Annotated in this window: 17 protein-coding genes; 4 read left to right on the top strand and 13 right to left on the bottom strand. The window is 62.2% G+C overall.

Features of this window, described 5'->3' with window-relative positions; translation table 11 throughout:
- Positions 1-46: 46 nt before the first annotated feature.
- Entirely contained in the window at positions 47-2356 is a 2310-nt protein-coding gene (locus OVA07_RS15790; protein ID WP_268172477.1) for an ATP-dependent helicase, read from the bottom strand.
- A gap of 46 nt (positions 2357-2402) precedes the next feature.
- The gene (locus tag OVA07_RS15785; protein WP_268172476.1) at positions 2403-2639 is read right to left on the bottom strand and encodes a hypothetical protein; all 237 of its coding nucleotides are present in this window, start codon (positions 2637-2639) and stop codon (positions 2403-2405) included.
- A 332-nt stretch (positions 2640-2971) separates the two neighbouring features.
- Here OVA07_RS15785 and OVA07_RS15780 point away from each other — a divergent pair, with 332 nt between their 5' ends.
- The gene (locus OVA07_RS15780; protein ID WP_268172475.1) at positions 2972-3574 is read left to right on the top strand and encodes a hypothetical protein; all 603 of its coding nucleotides are present in this window, start codon (positions 2972-2974) and stop codon (positions 3572-3574) included.
- 218 nt (positions 3575-3792) lie between these two features.
- Entirely contained in the window at positions 3793-5061 is a 1269-nt protein-coding gene (locus OVA07_RS15775; RefSeq protein WP_268172474.1) for an MFS transporter, read from the top strand.
- Here OVA07_RS15775 and rsmD read toward each other — a convergent pair.
- Together rsmD and OVA07_RS15765 are read right to left on the bottom strand one after the other, a co-directional pair.
- A complete protein-coding gene (rsmD, locus tag OVA07_RS15770) occupies positions 5036-5581 on the bottom strand; it encodes a 16S rRNA (guanine(966)-N(2))-methyltransferase RsmD (protein WP_268172473.1) in 546 nt (181 codons plus the stop codon). The genes OVA07_RS15775 and rsmD overlap by 26 nt on opposite strands.
- The gene (locus OVA07_RS15765; protein ID WP_268172472.1) at positions 5578-6477 is read right to left on the bottom strand and encodes a pseudouridine synthase; all 900 of its coding nucleotides are present in this window, start codon (positions 6475-6477) and stop codon (positions 5578-5580) included. The genes rsmD and OVA07_RS15765 overlap by 4 nt, the downstream gene beginning before the upstream one ends.
- A 97-nt stretch (positions 6478-6574) precedes the next feature.
- Between OVA07_RS15765 and OVA07_RS15760 the strand changes: the two genes are divergently transcribed.
- Positions 6575-7903, top strand: a complete 1329-nt coding sequence (locus OVA07_RS15760) for an AmpG family muropeptide MFS transporter (RefSeq protein ID WP_268172471.1) — start codon at positions 6575-6577, stop codon at positions 7901-7903.
- Between the two features lie 50 nt (positions 7904-7953).
- Here OVA07_RS15760 and OVA07_RS15755 read toward each other — a convergent pair whose 3' ends face one another.
- The 4 genes from OVA07_RS15755 to trpB form a co-directional block, all read right to left on the bottom strand.
- Entirely contained in the window at positions 7954-9261 is a 1308-nt protein-coding gene (locus OVA07_RS15755) for a bifunctional folylpolyglutamate synthase/dihydrofolate synthase (RefSeq protein ID WP_268172470.1), read from the bottom strand.
- A gap of 66 nt (positions 9262-9327) precedes the next feature.
- Positions 9328-10176 (bottom strand): acetyl-CoA carboxylase, carboxyltransferase subunit beta, encoded by an 849-nt coding sequence (accD, locus tag OVA07_RS15750; protein ID WP_268172469.1) that lies wholly within the window; start codon positions 10174-10176, stop codon positions 9328-9330.
- Entirely contained in the window at positions 10173-10973 is an 801-nt protein-coding gene (gene trpA, locus OVA07_RS15745; RefSeq protein ID WP_268172468.1) for a tryptophan synthase subunit alpha, read from the bottom strand. The genes accD and trpA overlap by 4 nt, the downstream gene beginning before the upstream one ends.
- Positions 10970-12184: a tryptophan synthase subunit beta gene (gene trpB / locus OVA07_RS15740; protein WP_268172466.1), complete on the bottom strand. Its 1215-nt coding sequence runs from the start codon at positions 12182-12184 to the stop codon at positions 10970-10972. Before trpB ends, trpA begins: the two co-directional genes overlap by 4 nt.
- A 368-nt stretch (positions 12185-12552) precedes the next feature.
- Here trpB and OVA07_RS15735 point away from each other — a divergent pair, with 368 nt between their 5' ends.
- The gene (locus tag OVA07_RS15735; protein WP_268172465.1) at positions 12553-13011 is read left to right on the top strand and encodes a hypothetical protein; all 459 of its coding nucleotides are present in this window, start codon (positions 12553-12555) and stop codon (positions 13009-13011) included.
- A 96-nt stretch (positions 13012-13107) separates the two neighbouring features.
- Here OVA07_RS15735 and OVA07_RS15730 read toward each other — a convergent pair whose 3' ends face one another.
- The 5 genes from OVA07_RS15730 to OVA07_RS15710 all read right to left on the bottom strand — a co-directional run bounded on the left by OVA07_RS15730 (position 13108) and on the right by OVA07_RS15710 (position 16178).
- The gene (locus tag OVA07_RS15730) at positions 13108-13764 is read right to left on the bottom strand and encodes a phosphoribosylanthranilate isomerase (RefSeq protein WP_268172464.1); all 657 of its coding nucleotides are present in this window, start codon (positions 13762-13764) and stop codon (positions 13108-13110) included.
- 76 nt (positions 13765-13840) lie between these two features.
- On the bottom strand, positions 13841-14593 hold the full coding sequence (locus tag OVA07_RS15725; protein WP_268172463.1) for an SIMPL domain-containing protein: 753 nt from the start codon (positions 14591-14593) through the stop codon (positions 13841-13843).
- A gap of 70 nt (positions 14594-14663) precedes the next feature.
- On the bottom strand, positions 14664-15179 hold the full coding sequence (locus tag OVA07_RS15720) for a GNAT family N-acetyltransferase (protein WP_268172461.1): 516 nt from the start codon (positions 15177-15179) through the stop codon (positions 14664-14666).
- 4 nt (positions 15180-15183) lie between these two features.
- Positions 15184-15858 carry an orotidine-5'-phosphate decarboxylase gene (gene pyrF / locus OVA07_RS15715; protein WP_268172460.1) on the bottom strand — a complete coding sequence of 225 codons (675 nt, stop codon included), beginning with the start codon at positions 15856-15858 and terminating at the stop codon, positions 15184-15186.
- Complete coding sequence (locus tag OVA07_RS15710; protein ID WP_268172458.1) at positions 15855-16178, bottom strand: DUF1049 domain-containing protein; 324 nt, start codon at positions 16176-16178, stop codon at positions 15855-15857. Before OVA07_RS15710 ends, pyrF begins: the two co-directional genes overlap by 4 nt.
- Between the last annotated feature and the right edge of the window lie 4 nt (positions 16179-16182).

Raw genomic sequence — 16182 nt, 5'->3', positions numbered from 1 at the left:
AAATAGGCCGGGCGCAGTTCAATAGTGCCCAGCCCTGACTTTCAGTCTATTCTCCCGCCAGCTTCACAAAGCTGTCGATCACGCGCTTGCGGCCGCTGCCTTCGAAATCGATTTCCAGCTTGTTGCCTTCCTGCGCCGCAATCACCCCATAGCCGAACTTTTCATGGAAGACCCGTGCCCCCACGGCCACGTCGTTGCGGGGCTTGGCGGCAAAGCTCGCCGCGCTGCGGGTGCTTTCGGCAATCCGGCGCGGTTTGGGATCGAACGGCTGGGCCGCCGCCCTTTGCCAGCCGGGGCCACGCGCCGTTCCACGTGCGGGCTGTGCCTGTGCGACATGGGCAAAGGGATCATCCCGCTCGCTCCAGTTGGCACGCCACATTGATGCGCCGCCTGACAGCGTGGTTTCTTCCTCGATATGCTCTGCCGGCAGTTCGCCAATAAAGCGCGACGGTATGGAACTGGTCCACTGTCCGTAAATCTGGCGATTGGCGGCATGCAGAATGGTGCAGCGCTGCCGCGCGCGCGTGATCGCCACATAGGCCAGACGGCGTTCTTCCTCCAGACTGGCAAGGCCCCCTTCGTCCAATGACCGCTGCGATGGAAACACCCCTTCTTCCCAGCCGGGCAGGAATACGTTGTTGAATTCCAGACCCTTGGCGCCGTGGATGGTCATTATGGTGACCTTCTCCTCGTCCGAGGTCGCTTCGTTGTCCATCACCAGCGAGACGTGTTCCAGGAAATCGCCCAGCGTTTCATACTCTTCCATCGCACGGGCAAGTTCGGTCAGGTTTTCCAACCGGCCCGCTGCTTCGGCGGTTTTTTCCGCCTGCAGCGCTGCGGTATATCCGCTTTCATCCAGCACCGTGCGCGCCAGTTCTGCCGGAACCAGAGTCTTTGCCGCATCGCGCCACCGCGCAAAATCGCGCATCAATGCTGCCAAAGTGCCCCGCGCCCTTGCAGGCAATTCGTCGGTGTCGAGAATTTCCACCGATGCCGCTGACAGAGGAATGCTGCGCGCTCGTGCGTGGCGGTGCAGCTTTTCCAGCGTCTTGTCGCCAAGGCCGCGCTTGGGCGTATTATAAATCCGTTCGAACGCCAGATCGTCCTGCGGGCTGGCAATCTGGCGCAGATAGGCCAGCGCATCGCGGATTTCAGCGCGTTCGTAGAACCGGAACCCCCCGATGATGCGATAGCCAAGGCCGATCTGGATGAAGCGATCTTCGATATTGCGCGTCTGGAACTGCGCGCGCACCAGAATGGCAATGCGGTCCAGCGGCGCACCTTCGCGCTCAAGCCGTTCGATCTCCTCGCCAATCCGCCGCGCTTCTTCGGGGGCATCCCACACCCCGATCACGCGCACTTTGTCGCCGCCGTCAATCTCGGTCCACAGCGTCTTGCCCAGCCGTTCGCTGTTCTCGGCAATCAGTCCTGCCGCCGCGCCCAGAATATGCGGCGTGGAACGGTAGTTTTGTTCCAGCCGGATCACTTTCGCGCCGGGAAAATCCTTTTCAAACCGCAGAATATTGGCAACTTCCGCGCCGCGCCAGGAATAGATCGACTGGTCATCGTCGCCCACAACGCAGATGTTCTTGCGGGTCTGGGCTATCAGCCGCAGCCATAGATACTGCACGGCGTTGGTGTCCTGATATTCGTCCACCATCACGTATTTGAAGCGCTGCTGCCACATTTCCAGCACGTCGCGGTGACGCCGGAAAATGTTCAGCATATGCATCAGCAGATCGCCGAAATCGCAGGCGTTCAGATCGCGCAACCGGTTCTGATACAGTGCATAAAACCGCTGGCCCTTGCCATTGGCATAGGCTTCGTTGTCCAGCGCATCCAGATCAGCCGGATTCAGCCCCCGGTTCTTCCATTTGTCGATCAGTCCCGCCAGCAGCTTGGCGGGCCAACGCTTGTCATCCACGCCTTCGGCCACGATCAACTGTTTCAGCAAGCGTAACTGGTCGTCGGTATCAATGATCGTGAAGTTGGATTGCAACCCCACCAGTTCGGCGTGGCGGCGCAGCATCTTGGCAGCAATGGCGTGGAACGTGCCCAGCCACGGCATACCTTCCACTGCGGGGCCAATCAGGTGCCCCACCCGTTCGCGCATTTCGCGCGCTGCCTTGTTGGTAAAAGTCACGCACAGGATTTCGCTGGGCCAGGCAAGCCGTTGACGCAGCAGGTTGGCAAGGCGCGCGGTCAGTGCTGCGGTCTTACCCGTGCCCGCGCCAGCCAGCATCAGCACCGGCCCTTCAGTGGTGGTCACTGCCTCACGCTGGGGCGGGTTCAGGCCATCCAGCCAGCTCTGATCTTGATTCGCATGTTCCGACACAACGGAACGGTTAGAGAACATCGCCGCCTGCCACAAGAGGCTGGGCGGTCATGTCCTGACCATGGCGTCATTCGTAGTTTTCGTAGTAGTCGGCGTTGTAATCGGAATGTTCGTGATAAGGGTCCGCGTTGTTGTCGCGGTCATTGTGCCACTTCAGCTCTTCCTTCTCATAGGTTTTGGCCGCTTTGTCTGCTGCCTTGCCAACCACCGCCACCGTGGTCGCCCCCATGATGGCGCATGATCCCAACCAGAGCAGCGACAGGCAGCCCAAGCCCATCATGATGTTGCGGATAATGTCGCCCATTTTGTCCCCACTCAATTTGCCCAGGCGTCGCCGGGAATGATGTCCCGGAAAATGATAAACGCCGTGAACCGAAGTTGCCCTTGGCCTTGATATGAAAGGGGAGTGGTTAATTTTTGCCAAAAGTCAGGCGTCTTGTGGAAGGGCACAGTGCCAATTCTTGCTGAAATACAGCAGCCATTTTCGCACTTCACCCCATTGCGGCCCACAACTCGTCGCATAGGCGGGAACGCCAGCACCCTCCTGCAACTTGGCGAGATACATCGGGGCCAGATACATCGGATCGGACGTGTCTGGCCCACCCTTCGGGTTTATAAGAGCACAGGAGAATGACTATGCGAGCAATGCTTGCCACCAGTGCGCTGGCTCTTGCCATCGCCGCGCTTCCCGCTTCGCTTATGGCACAAGATGTCGCGCCGCCACCCGCTGACAGCACCGCGCCCACGGCTGATTCTGTCACGGCTGGGCCGACGTCGTTTACCCCTTCGGCAGAGCAGCAGGCCCAGATCGACAGCTGGCCAGCTGAAAAGAAGGCAAAATATGCTGCATGGTCGGCCAGCCATCAGGATTATTTCTGGTCACTTGATGCCGATCAGCAAAAGGGCTGGTGGGCGTTGAGTACAGATCAGAAGAATCAGGTCTATGCCATGACCCCGGAACAGCGCACGCAAGTCTGGCCTTCCATCGTGGCACAGGTAAACGGCCAGCCGGCCCCTGCAGCGGCGCCGCCTGCTGAATCGGCTGCTTCTGATCCTGCAATGACTGGCCCTGCAGCAACTGGTGCGGCCGCAACGGGGATGAGCGCAGACGCATCGACGGCTTCGCCCGCTGCCCAGCCGCAGCGTATGGCCTCCAACGACCCTGCTGCGGCGGGCAAGACCTATCCCAAGTGCAGCAAGACGGTGACCGACAGCTGCCGTAATCCCGGCGGCGTCTGATCGTTTGAAATAACGTTGTGATGGAGAAGGGCGCCGATTGGTTCGGCGCCCTTTGTCGTGCTGTCCTACACGGCGCGGCGCGGTTATATCGAAGGAATGATGCCGCGAAGAGGAAAATCGAAAAATGCGATCAAAAATCGAAAATTGATCGATCTCACTTTTTCTCCTGAACCGTGTAAACTGTGTAAACCCCCCTCAACTTGGGAGGGGAATTGCCGATGAATCCGATTCGCCAGCACCGCCGCGTGCTGACCGCCAGCCTGGTCGGCACGGCAGTCGAATTCTACGATTTCTACATTTATGCCACCGCTGCCGCACTGGTCATCGGCCCGCTGTTCTTCCCGGCAGAATCGCAGGCGGCGCAAACTCTCCTCGCCTTCATGACCTTCGGGCTCGCCTTTTTCGCAAGGCCGGTGGGGGCGGTCGCTTTCGGCCACTTTGGCGACCGGATCGGGCGAAAGTCCACGCTGGTTGCCTCACTGATGCTGATGGGCGGCTCCACCCTGCTGATCGCATTCCTGCCCACATACGCCATGGTCGGCTGGATCGCGCCGGCCCTGCTATGTCTGCTGCGCTTCGGACAGGGTTTTGGTCTTGGCGGGGAATGGGGCGGCGCGGCGCTGCTGGCGGTTGAAAATGCCCCCAAAGGATGGGAGGCGCGGTTCGGCAGCGCCCCGCAGCTTGGTGCGCCCGTGGGCTTTTTCTTCGCCAACGGGCTGTTTCTGCTGCTCGGTCTTGGGCTGTCGGACGCGGATTTCGCAAGCTGGGGCTGGCGGGTGCCGTTCCTTGCCAGCGCAATTCTGGTGGGTGTAGGCCTGTGGGTGCGGTTGCGCATCGGCGAGACGCCTTCGTTCCGCGAGGCGATGGAACATGCGCCGCCGCCGCAGGTGCCACTGCGCCGCCTGCTGCGCGATCATTCGCCCGCCGTTGCCGCCGGGATTGCCGGCGTGGTTGCCTGCTTTGCGATCTTCTATCTCGCCACCACATTCGCGCTGTCATTTGCCACGACCAGTCTGGGTTATGCCAAGCAGGACTTTCTGGCCGTGCAACTGGGGGCGAACATGTTTTTCGCGGTCGGCATCCTTGTCGCAGGCTGGTGGGCGGACCGGACGTCGGTGCAGCGGGTGCTGGGCACCGGGGCGGTGCTGGCGGCCATCATGGGGCTGGTGTTTGGCAGCGGGCTGGGATCGGGATCGCTGCCGGTAGTATTCGCCACGCTGGCGGCGTGCCTGTTCATCATGGGCCTTGCCTATGGCCCGCTGGGTGCATGGCTGCCGACGCTGTTTCCAGTACCGGTGCGCTACACCGGCATTTCGCTGGCATTCAACATCGGCGGGATCATCGGCGGTGCGCTGGCCCCGTTTGTGGCCGCATGGGCAGCAGGGGCAGGCGGCACCGCCTATGTCGGCCTGTTCCTGACGGTGGCAGGCGTGATGACGCTGATCGGCGTGGTCTTCGCGCCTAAGCTTTCAGGCGAAGCAGCGTAAGCAGGGCCTTGCCCACCTTGCGTTGTGCATCGACATCGCAACTGCGCACGTCGGGCACTTCGCCCATGGCGGTTTCAAGGCTGATCCATGTTCCCTCGCCAATCCAGCCCAGCCGGGTCAGCCGCTCAATCGCCACCGCGCCCGCACCCGTCTTGTAGGGCGGATCCAGCATCACAAGGTCAAGCGGCTGCTTAACAGGGCCGAGCGTCAGCACCGATGCTGCCCGCACATCGCATGCGGACTGGCATTGCAGCGCGGCGATGTTGGCGCGGATGGCACGGATGGCGCCAGCATCTTGCTCAACCAGCACGGCACTGGCAGCGCCGCGGGACAGCGCCTCAAGCCCCAGCGCACCGGATCCTGCAAACAGATCGGCTACGGCCAGTCCCTCAAAGCTGCCCAGACGGCTGTTGAGCATCGAAAACAGCGTTTCGCGGGTGCGGTCTGCGGTGGGGCGCGTCACGTCACCTTCGGGCGCGCGCAACGGGCGGCCGCGCCATTGTCCGGCAATGATCCTCACAGGGTTTTCAGCGTCTTGCGAAAGCGTTCGACGACCACTTGCGGTATTTCCTCAACGCTGCCGCGCTGCAGGTCGGCCAGTTCGAACGGACCGTAGGTGATCCGTAGCAGGCGTGACACTTCCAGGCCAAGGTGTTCCAGAACGCGGCGGATTTCGCGGTTCTTGCCTTCGGTCAGAGTCATCTCGATCCACTTGTTGCGGCCAGCGCTGCGTTCAAGATTGGCGTTGATCGAACCGTAACGGACGCCATCGATCTCGATGCCTTCCATCAGCTCTTCCAGCCGCGATTGCGTGATGTCGCCGAAAGTACGGGCGCGATAGGTGCGAGGGATTCCGGTCGATGGCAGTTCCAGCGCGCGCTTCAGCTCGCCGTCATTGGTCATCAACAACAGGCCTTCGGTGTTCACGTCAAGCCGGCCCACCGGCATCACGCGCGGGGTGTCCTTGGGCATGGCGTTGCGCAAGGCGGTGTAGATGGTCGGGCGCCCGGTGGGGTCGCGCTCGGCCGTAATCAGGCCCGCAGGCTTGTGAAAGCGGAACAGGCGCGGGGCGGCAATCGGGCCAACCATCTTGCCGTCAACGCTGACGCCGCGCAAGCTGGTCAGCAGCGTGGCAGGCGTGGTCACAACTTCATCGCCAATCTTGACACGACCATCCTCGATCATGCGCTCCACCTCGCGGCGGCTGGCGATGCCTGCGCGGGCCAGCAGCTTGGCGATGCGATCACCCTCACGTTCGGAGCCATCGGCGGCGAGCGCGCGTTTGGCGGCGACAACCGGCTGTGATGTGCGCGGCGCACCGCTGCGCATCACGAAAGGCTTCTTTTCAGGGACAGCGGGCCGTCCCGCATTGGGCCGTGATGGGCGGCCAGTCCGGTTCTTCGGGGGAAAAGTCATGCGGCCCCCTTACGCGCAAACGCCCAATCCGTCACCCCTAGGCTTGTGAGAAATGGCCGCTAGTCTGCGGTGCGATGATAAGGGAGCATTCGCGTCGATGAGCGCAGACACCTCGGACCAGCGCAGCCTGCGGCAATCGGTCGCCCCCTATTTCGAAAAAGAATCGCTCGCCGCGTTCTTTCTCGGCATGTCGTCAGGCTTTCCCTATGCGATGATCGGCGCAACACTGACCACGCGACTGGCGCAAGACGGCATCGACAAGAAGACCGTTACCGCGTTCACGCTGGCGTTTCTGGTCTATAATCTGAAAGTGTTCTGGGCGTGGCTGGTGGATGGTGTGCGCCTTCCGCTGCTGGGCAGGCTGGGCCAGCGCGTTTCGTGGATGCTGCTGGCAGGATCGCTGGTCATGGCGGCGGTAGCCAATCTGGCGCTGGTCGATCCGGGCGCAGATCTTGGCGCAACGGTACTGGCTGCGGTGCTGGTGGGTGTGGCCGGTGCGACGTTCGATATCGTGATCGATGCCTACCGGATCGAGACGCTCAAACCCTACCAGCTTGGCACCGGGTCGGGGATGAGCCAGTATGGCTGGCGCATCGGGTCAGCCGGCGCTGGCGCATTGGCGCTGGTAGTTGCGGCCCGGTCCGGCTGGAGTGCGGCCTACCTTGCGTGCGCGCTGTTCGCGCTGCCTGCAATGTTGACGGCACTCTTGCTGGGCGAACCTGCACGCCACCGCGATCCTGTCGGGAAAAAGGGCGTGGGTGAAGCTGTCGCGTCCATCATCGGCCCGTTTGGCGAGTTTTTCCGCCGCCATGGCGCATGGCTGGTGCTGCTGTTCATCCTTGTTCACAAAGTGGGAGACACGCTGGCGAACCTGACGTTCCGCCTGCTGTTCGATGACCTTGGCTTTACCAATGACGAAATTGCGATCTGGGACGTCGGAGTGGGTTTCTGGGCCTATCTGATCGGCGTGTTCATTGGCGGTGTCGCTTACGCCAGGATGGGCTTGAAGCGGTCGGTTCTGCTGGCGCTGGTGCTGATGGCGGTATCGAACCTGTCATTTGCAGCGCTGGCGGCTGCGGGGCATTCCAACTTTGGGATGGCGGGCGCGATCGGGTTTGAAAACATCGCCTCGGGCTATGGCGGGGTGGTGGTCGTCGCCTATTTCTCTGCCTTGTGCGATTTGCGCTATACCGCTGCGCAATATGCGCTGATTTCCGCCAGCGCGAGCGTGATCGGCCGTTTTGCCACCGGCACCACGGCGGGCGGGCTGATCGAAGCCATGGGTTATGTGAACTTCTATTTGCTGACCACGGTGCTTGCGCTGCCGGGTATCGTGCTGTTCTGGTGGATGAGCCGGAGCGGGCTTGTGGATGCAGCGATGGGGACGGCGGGCGAGGAACCGCGCGACGCCGACCCCTTTACCTGATGTCTTGCGCATAGGCCGTTCGACAAGCTCAGAGCGACCGGAGTTGAAGTTTAGTCAGGCACTTCATTGTTAAGGCGCAGCACTTCGCCTGCAAGATAGAGTGAGCCGGCGATCAGCACGTCACCGTGCGGCGGCAGCGCAGCCAGCGCTTCGGGCACGGTGGCGAAACTGCGCACCGGCAAACTGGTGAACGCGGCGAAGTCTTCGGGCCGGTGTGCATCATGCCCTGGCGCAGGGACGACCGAGATCGACAGGGCGCGGTCTGCCAGCGGGGAGAGAATGGCAGACGGGTCTTTGCTGGCCAGCATGCCCATGACCAGATGCACCGGCGGTTGCGATGCAAGATGCCGGGCAATGGCAAGGCCTGCATCCGGGTTGTGCCCGCCATCAAGCCAGATGGTGCGTTGCCCGGCCAGAGTGGTTAGCGGGCCTGCGCCAAGCCGCTGAAGCCGCGCGGGCCAGCGTGCTTCGACAATGCCTTTTCCCATGGCGCCGGGAGACACCCGAACCGCGTTCTGATGGCGCAGCATGGCTACGGCCAGCGCAGCGTTTTCGGCCTGATGCATGCCGGGCAGGGCCGGCAAAGGCAGAGCCAGTTCGCCTTGCCCGTCACGGTAAAGGATCGACCCTGCGATCTGCACATCCCAATCGCGCCCGCGCATCACCAGCGGCGCGCTGATGCGGGCGGCGGTGCGCGCCACTTCATCGGCAGCCAGCGCGGGATAGGCCATGGTGACCAGCGGCACGCCCAATTTGGCAATGCTGGCCTTTTCAAAAGCAATGCGCGCCAAAGGTTCGGCAGGCACGCCCTGTTCCGGGGAAAGCAGGAAGGCTTCGTGATCCAGCCCCAGCGTGGCGATGCCGCAGACCGCCGCCGTAGGCATGACATTGGTGGCATCGAGCCTGCCACCAAGCCCGGTTTCGATTACGCAGGCATCGGCAGGATAGCGGCTATAGGCAAGGAATGTGGCGACCGTGGTCACCTCGAAAAAGCTGGGTTCGAGATCGGCCCCGGTGTCCAGCACTTCCTTGAGCAATGCGGCCAGCAGATCATCCTCGATCAGCCTGCCGGCCAGACGGATGCGTTCGTTATAGCGGACAAGGTGGGGTTTGGTGGCGGAATGAACCGTCAGCCCTTCGGCCTCAAGAATGGTGCGCAGATAAGTGCAGGTCGATCCTTTGCCGTTGGTTCCGGCAACATGGAACACCGGCGGCAGGCAGTCTTGCGGGTTGCCAAGCCGGGCGCACAGTTCGCGCACCGTATTAAGGCCAAGGCGGCCAGAGGGCAGCGACAGCGCGCCCAGGCGATCAAGCTGCGCCTGCACCGCAGGGTTTTCGGAGATTGCGAAGTCTTTCACCGAACCCCTCCACCGCACTTTGCGCGGGTCCACCTCCCCGTTCCGGGGAGGTGCTATTATGTGAACTTATGCTGCCTTTGCCGCCATCAGGTAATCGATCACCTGCGCCAGCGTCACTTTCAGATCGCGGCGGTGGGTGACCATATCGACCATGCCGTGGGCGTGGAGATATTCGGCGCGCTGGAAGCCTTCGGGCAGCTTTTCGCGGATCGTATCCTGAATTACGCGCTGTCCGGCAAAGCCGATAAGCGCGCCGGGTTCGGCAATCTGCACGTCGCCCAGCATGGCATAGCTGGCGGTGACGCCGCCGGTGGTCGGATCGGTCAGCACCACGATATAGGGCAGGCCTGCCGCGTGCAGCTTGGCAATCGCCACGGTGGAGCGCGGCATCTGCATCAGCGACAGGATGCCTTCCTGCATACGCGCGCCGCCAGCGGCGGTTACGGCGATGTAGGGGCACTTTTCGGCAACCGCACGGTTGATCCCGGCGATGAAGGCATTGCCCACGGCCATGCCCATCGATCCGCCCATGAATGCGAATTCCTGCACGCCGACAACCGCCTTCTGGCCCTCGATCCGGCCGAAGGCGTTGGTCAGTGCATCGGGGTGCGGGTTGGCGGCGCGGGCTGCCTTGATCCGGTCAACATACTTCTTGCTGTCGCGGAACTTCAGCGGATCTTCCTTGACCTTGGGCGCGGGCAGCAGTTCAAATCCGGCGTCAAGCAACTGGTCAAGCCGCGCGTCAGCACCGATGCGGCCATGATGGTCGCAATGCGGGCAGACCGAAAGGTTGTCCTCATAGTCCTTGATGAACAGCATTTCGCTGCACGAAGGGCACTTGATCCACAGATTGTCCGGCGTGTCCCGCTTCGGCGTGAAGGGGAGGGCGTTGCGGACCTTGTTCAGCCAGCTCATGCGATTTCCTTGCGGGCAGAGTGGACGGCAGCGGCCAGCGCGGCGGTGAGTTCCTTCACCGGGCCAGCGGCATCGGCGCCGTGCTGCGCGATCAGGTCGATAAAGGCGGAGCCGACGACCACGCCGTCAGCGACTTTGGCAATGGCGGCGGCCTGTTCGGGCGTGCGCACGCCAAAGCCGACGGCGACGGGTATGGTCGCCGAAGCCTTGATCCGGGCCACGGCTTCATCAATGCTGGCCTGCGCTGCCTGCTGCATGCCGGTGATGCCCGCGACCGAAACGTAATAGAGGAAGCCTGACGATCCTTCGAGCACGGCGGGAAGGCGCGCATGGTCGGTCGTCGGCGTGGCGAGGCGGATCAGGCTGACGCCTGCACCGCGCAGTGCCGGGCCAAGTTCGGGGTCTTCCTCTGGCGGAATGTCGACGCAGATCACGCCATCGACGCCTGCCTTCACGCATTCGGCGGCAAACCAGTCTGCCCCGCGAATGGTCATCGGGTTGGCATAGCCCATCAGCACCAGCGGCACTTCAGCATGGCGCGCGCGGAAGGCGGCGGCGATGCCGAAGATGTCAGCCGTAGTCGTGCCTGCGCCCAGCGCGCGCAAGTTGGCCAGCTGGATCGCCGGGCCATCGGCCATCGGATCGGTAAAGGGCATGCCCAGTTCGATCACGTCCGCGCCGCCTTCGACCAGCGCGTCGAGAATCGCGGCGGTGGCGTCAGGTTTCGGGTCGCCGCCGGTCACGAAAGTGACGAGGGCCGGGCGGCCCTTGGCAAAAGCGTTGGACAGACGGGTCACAGCGAAACTCCCAGATGCTCTGCCACTGAGAAGATGTCCTTGTCGCCGCGACCGCAAAGGTTGGCGAGGATGATCTGGTCTTTGCCCATCGTTGGCGCGACCTTCTTGACCGCTGCAATAGCGTGAGCGGGTTCCAGCGCGGGGATGATGCCTTCGGTGCGGCACAGGAGCTGGAAGGAGTCCAGTGCTTCCTTGTCGGTCACCGAGGTATAATCGACGCGGCCGATTTCCTTGAGCCATGAATGTTCAGGCCCGATACCGGGATAATCCAGCCCTGCGCTGATCGAGTGGCCTTCCAGAATCTGGCCATCATCGTCCTGCAGCAGATAGGTCTTGTTGCCGTGGAGGATGCCGGGACGTCCGCCTGCCAGCGATGCGGCGTGTTCCTTGTCCAGACCGTGCCCAGCGGCTTCGACGCCGAGCATCTTGACGCTGGGGTCATCCAGGAACGGGTGGAACAGGCCGATGGCGTTCGATCCGCCACCGATGGCCGCCACCAGCAGGTCGGGCAGGCGGCCGGTGCGCGACATCATCTGCACGCGCGCTTCCTTGCCGATCACGCTCTGAAAATCGCGGACCAGCTCGGGGTAGGGGTGCGGGCCGGCGGCGGTGCCGATGATGTAGAACGTGTTGTGCACGTTCGCCACCCAGTCGCGCAGCGCCTCGTTCATCGCGTCCTTCAGCGTGCCCGCGCCAGCCGTTACCGGCACGACTTCTGCGCCCAGCAGCTTCATGCGGAACACGTTGGGCGCCTGTCGCGCCACGTCGGTCGCGCCCATGAAGATCACGCAGGGCAGGCCGAAACGTGCGCAGACGGTTGCCGTGGCAACACCATGCTGACCCGCACCGGTTTCCGCGATGATGCGCGTCTTGCCCATGCGCATGGCCAACAGGATCTGGCCGATGCAGTTGTTGATCTTGTGCGCGCCCGTGTGGTTCAGCTCATCGCGCTTGAACCACACTTGCGCGCCACCCAGTTCCTCGGTCAGCCGGGGCGCAAAGTATAGCGGGCTGGGCCGACCGACATAATGCTCAAGCAGATCGTCGAATTCGGCCTGAAACGCAGGGTCGGCTTTGGCCTTGCGATATTCGGCTTCGAGATCGAGGATCAGCGGCATTAGCGTTTCAGCGACATAGCGGCCGCCAAACTGGCCGAAGTGGCCGCGTTCATCGGGAAGCGTGCGGAAGCTGTTGGGCGTTGCAGTGGTCATGCCCGGCGCTTGGCAGAGCCTTGCGCGCTTGTCCAGATTTGCAAAGGGACAGGCTTTGGGGCAGGGGCGTTCTGTTGCATTGCGATATCCTGCACGGATTGTTCATGTTGCGGCAATATTCTCGCGACTAAAGCGGTCTTGCAACGTCGTGAAGGCGGCTCCGAAAGGGGTCGCCTTTTTGCACATCAGTAATGTGCAAATACAGGTCAAGACTAACAGAAATTGTTAGTGTAGCGAATGTTGCAGTGATGTCACATTTGATGATCGATATGACCTTGTTGTGATTTTCTGCATTGTCGCATTGGTGCTCCAACCCTACCTGACGCCTCGCCCCCATCAAAGAAGGGGCCAAGTCAGGAGTAAAAAATATGCGTCTGGTTCTTCTCTCGCTCGCCGCTTCGCTGGTTGCAGCAACCCCGGCCCTTGCCAACGAAACCCGCGTTGAAGCGCGTGGCGGCGTCGTGTTCGACAGCAACAACAGCGAAGCCATCGCCGGTATCGCTGCTGGCTACGACTACGACCTCGGCACCACCGCATTTGCGGGCGCTGAAGTCACCGCCGACAAGATCCTGACCGACGGCACCAAGGTTTCGTTCGGCTTCAACGGTCGTCTTGGCGCCAAGGTTGCTGACGCTGGCAAGCTGTACGCCACCGGCGGTTACAACACCGAATCGTGCGACCTGTGCGATGGCACTTGGACCGCAGGCGCTGGTTACCAGCACTCGTTCGGCAAGTTCTACGGCAAGGCCGAATATCGTCACTTTTTCGTCGACAACGGCTTCAGCGACTATGATGCTGTGGCTGTCGGCCTTGGCGTGAAGTTCTGATTCGGCGCCTCCACGCACGATTGGAATTCGGACGGGCGGTCTTCGTAAGAAGGCCGCCCGTTTTCGTGCGTACGGCTGGTCAGAACTGTTGAGGGATCAGGCGTTGCGCGCGTTGAAGCAGAATGTGCGTATGCGGTCGGTGTCCTTGACGCCAGGCGCATTTTCCACGCCGGATGACACGTCGACCAGCGTGGTGCCGGTGCCCCGAACGGCGTCAGCCACATTGGCGGGCGAAAGGCCACCGGCAAGGCCCCATGGCAGCGCTCCGCGATAGGCGGCTAGCAGACTCCAGTCGAACACAAGGCCAAGGCCGCCGGGCAGGGCCGCATCCTTGGGCGTCTTGGCATCGAACAGGATAAAGTCTGCCGCGCCGGAATAGGCATCGGCCTTGGCGATATCGCCCGGCCCTGCCACCGACACCACTTTCCACACCGGCTTGCCAAAGCGTGCGCGCAAGGCAGCGGCGCGTTCGGGCGTTTCCTTGCCGTGAAGCTGGATGGCATCAAGCTGGGCTGCGGTGACGGCATCGGCCAGAAAGGCGTCGTCCGCATCCACGAACACGCCCACTTTGATCACGCGCCCGTGGGCTTGAGCAGCGAGCGCCGGGACATCGGCAAATTTCAGAAAACGCGGCGATGGCGGGAAAAAGTTGAATCCCACATGGCTTGCCCGCGCGCCAATGGTGACTTCCAGCGCTTCGCGGGTGTGAACGCCACAAATCTTGATGGCGGGTGAAAGCCTGATGTCGGTCATGCCCGGCGCGTTAAAGGCAACGCGCCGGGCCTGTCAATTTGTGGGCCTGTCAATTTATCGCCGGATGCGCAGACTTTCAGGGTGCCAGTTCATAGCTGACATTGACGGTAACGGTCACTTCCAGTTCCCCTGCCGCAACGGGGGAGGACTTCGGCGCAGAAGCCATGTCGGCACGGGCGAACAGCATGGGCGGCTGTGGCGGTGCCCAGCCTGCGTTTTCGCTGATGGTCAGCACACGCACCACGCGCAGGCCCGCAGCCTTGGCATAAAGATCGGCCCGTGCGCGGGCCTTCTTCATCGCTTCGATCCGCGCTTCGTCCATGGCGGCGGCGCTGTCATCAAGCTGGAAGGACGGACCGTTCACCTGATTGGCACCGGCAGCAACCAGCGTGTCGATCACTTTGCCGTATTGGTCCAGCTTGCGCTGGCGGACCGAAACCTGGTTGGTGGCCTGATAGCCGACGATCACCGGTTCGCGCTCTTCGATGCTGCCATCGGGCAGGCGTTTGGGCTGGCCATAGACCGGATTGACCGAAAGGTTGCTGGTCTGGATATCGCGTTCGGCAATTCCCGCTTTCTTCAGCGCCGCGATCACGGCGGTCATCCGGCTGGCATTTTCTGTCAGCGCGGCTCCAGCGGTTTTCCCTTGTGTGGTCACACCTGCATTGAACACGGCCAGATCAGGCGTGCGGGTGGATTTGCCCTCTGCGGCAATGCTGAGCAGCGCGTTGCCAGCAGCAACGACCGGTGCGGGTGTCATGGTCTGAGCCTGCGCGGAAAGCGGAACGATAGCCGCAAGGGCGGCGGCGAGAAGGAACTTGGACTTCATCTGGGGAACTCTCCCGTAGGTGTCATGCCCAGCGGTTTGAGCGAGACGACGTTACGGTGCGATGAACCGTTCAGCGCAGGCTTCGTTCCAGCACGACCATAGTAAAGGGAGGTGCCACGCCATTGATATATGTCACCGGGAAGGGGCGGGTTTCGCCGGTTCGCGCATAACCGCGCCGTTCGTACCAGGCGATCAGTTCGGGCCGGGCATCGATCACGGTCATTTCCATGGTCGCTGCGTCAAACTGCTGCAAGGCAACGCTTTCGGCCTGTGCAATCAAGGCACGGCCAAGGCCTGCGGCCTGCAAAGCCGGGGCGACGCACAACATGCCAAGATAGGCGCAGGCCTTGCCGACGCAGGTCACGCTCACCGTTCCTGCCAGCTTGCCGTCAATCTCGGCCAGCAACACGCACATGTCGGTAGCGGCAACGGCGTGTGCTACTTCGGCATTGCTGGTGCGTTCGTCATTCAGCAGGTCTGCCTCGTGGGTCCAGCCCTGTCTGGCGCTGTCCCCACGATAACAGGATTCGACCAGAGAGCGCAGTGCCGGAACATCTTCCGGCCCCGCTCGGCGAAAATGGATCATGGCGTCAAAGCGTGGCTTCGATGGCGCGCGCTGCAGCCACGGGATCTTCGGCCCGGCTGATCGGGCGACCGATGACCAGAACGCTGGCGCCTGCATCACGCGCGGCGCGCGGCGTAACAGAACGCTTCTGATCGCCCAGCTTGCCATCAGCAGGACGCAGGCCGGGCACCACGAAATAGCCGTTCTTCCAGCGCTTGTGGATGGCGGCAACCTCGTGCCCCGAACAGACAATGCCGTCAAGGCCCGCTTCCTGCGCCAGATCGGCAAGCCGCAGCGCCTGATCGTGGGCCGACCCTGCCACGCCCATGGCGTTGAGATCGGCATCATCAAGGCTGGTCAGAACTGTGACGGCAACAACCTTGGTGTGTTCGCCCGCCGCTGCCTTGGCATCTTCCATCATCGCGCGGCCACCGCCGGCATGGATGGTGACGATGGCCGGCTCCAGAACATGGATCGATTGCATCGCGCCCGCCACGGTATTGGGGATATCGTGCAGCTTCAGATCGAGAAAGATTGGCAGGCCAACCTTGGCCAACTCATGCACACCATGATGGCCGTGGGCGCAGAAGAATTCGAGGCCCAGCTTCAGGCCGCCGACGTGGCCCTTGACCTTTTGCGCCAGTGCCACGGCGGCATCAAGACGGGGAAGGTCGAGGGCGAGGTAGATCGGGTTGCTCACGGTTTTTCGCTCGTCTGGTCGATACCCTGCTGGCTCTGGGCGGCCTCAAGGCTGGTTGAGGTGAGGGATGGCGCGGCTTTGCTGCCAAGCGAGGCTTCAAGATTGGCGATGCGGCGCAGCAGACGCCAGCGGGTTGCGCGGTACAATAGCCATGTCGGGACAAGGCCAAGCAGGAAGGCGATGATTACCAGCGCCGGAAGCCGGGTTTCGAGCAGCAGCCCTTCCCAGATGCGCACTTCGACCGGTTGCCAGTTGGCAGCGGTAAATGCGGCCAGCACTGCGATCACCAGCACCCAGAAAATCGTGCGTAGCATCCGCATGCCG

Source organism: Novosphingobium sp. SL115 (assembly GCF_026672515.1).
Lineage (GTDB): Bacteria > Pseudomonadota > Alphaproteobacteria > Sphingomonadales > Sphingomonadaceae > Novosphingobium.
Note: the sequence above shows the minus strand (reverse complement) of the source record. Positions and strands in the feature narration are given on the sequence as shown.

Excerpts from the sequence above, each read along its gene's own strand:
- OVA07_RS15765 (WP_268172472.1), bottom strand. The coding sequence starts at position 6,477 with ATGACTTTTCCCCCGAAGAACCGGACTGGCCGCCCATCACGGCCCAAT.
- OVA07_RS15730 (WP_268172464.1), bottom strand. The coding sequence starts at position 13,764 with ATGACCGACATCAGGCTTTCACCCGCCATCAAGATTTGTGGCGTTCAC.
- OVA07_RS15760 (WP_268172471.1), top strand. The coding sequence starts at position 6,575 with ATGAGCGCAGACACCTCGGACCAGCGCAGCCTGCGGCAATCGGTCGCC.
- OVA07_RS15710 (WP_268172458.1), bottom strand. The coding sequence starts at position 16,178 with ATGCGGATGCTACGCACGATTTTCTGGGTGCTGGTGATCGCAGTGCTG.
- OVA07_RS15725 (WP_268172463.1), bottom strand. The coding sequence starts at position 14,593 with ATGAAGTCCAAGTTCCTTCTCGCCGCCGCCCTTGCGGCTATCGTTCCG.
- trpB (WP_268172466.1), bottom strand. The coding sequence starts at position 12,184 with ATGACCACTGCAACGCCCAACAGCTTCCGCACGCTTCCCGATGAACGC.
- OVA07_RS15785 (WP_268172476.1), bottom strand. The coding sequence starts at position 2,639 with ATGGGCGACATTATCCGCAACATCATGATGGGCTTGGGCTGCCTGTCG.
- OVA07_RS15775 (WP_268172474.1), top strand. The coding sequence starts at position 3,793 with ATGAATCCGATTCGCCAGCACCGCCGCGTGCTGACCGCCAGCCTGGTC.
- OVA07_RS15735 (WP_268172465.1), top strand. The coding sequence starts at position 12,553 with ATGCGTCTGGTTCTTCTCTCGCTCGCCGCTTCGCTGGTTGCAGCAACC.
- OVA07_RS15790 (WP_268172477.1), bottom strand. The coding sequence starts at position 2,356 with ATGTTCTCTAACCGTTCCGTTGTGTCGGAACATGCGAATCAAGATCAG.
- accD (WP_268172469.1), bottom strand. The coding sequence starts at position 10,176 with ATGAGCTGGCTGAACAAGGTCCGCAACGCCCTCCCCTTCACGCCGAAG.
- OVA07_RS15720 (WP_268172461.1), bottom strand. The coding sequence starts at position 15,179 with ATGATCCATTTTCGCCGAGCGGGGCCGGAAGATGTTCCGGCACTGCGC.
- OVA07_RS15780 (WP_268172475.1), top strand. The coding sequence starts at position 2,972 with ATGCGAGCAATGCTTGCCACCAGTGCGCTGGCTCTTGCCATCGCCGCG.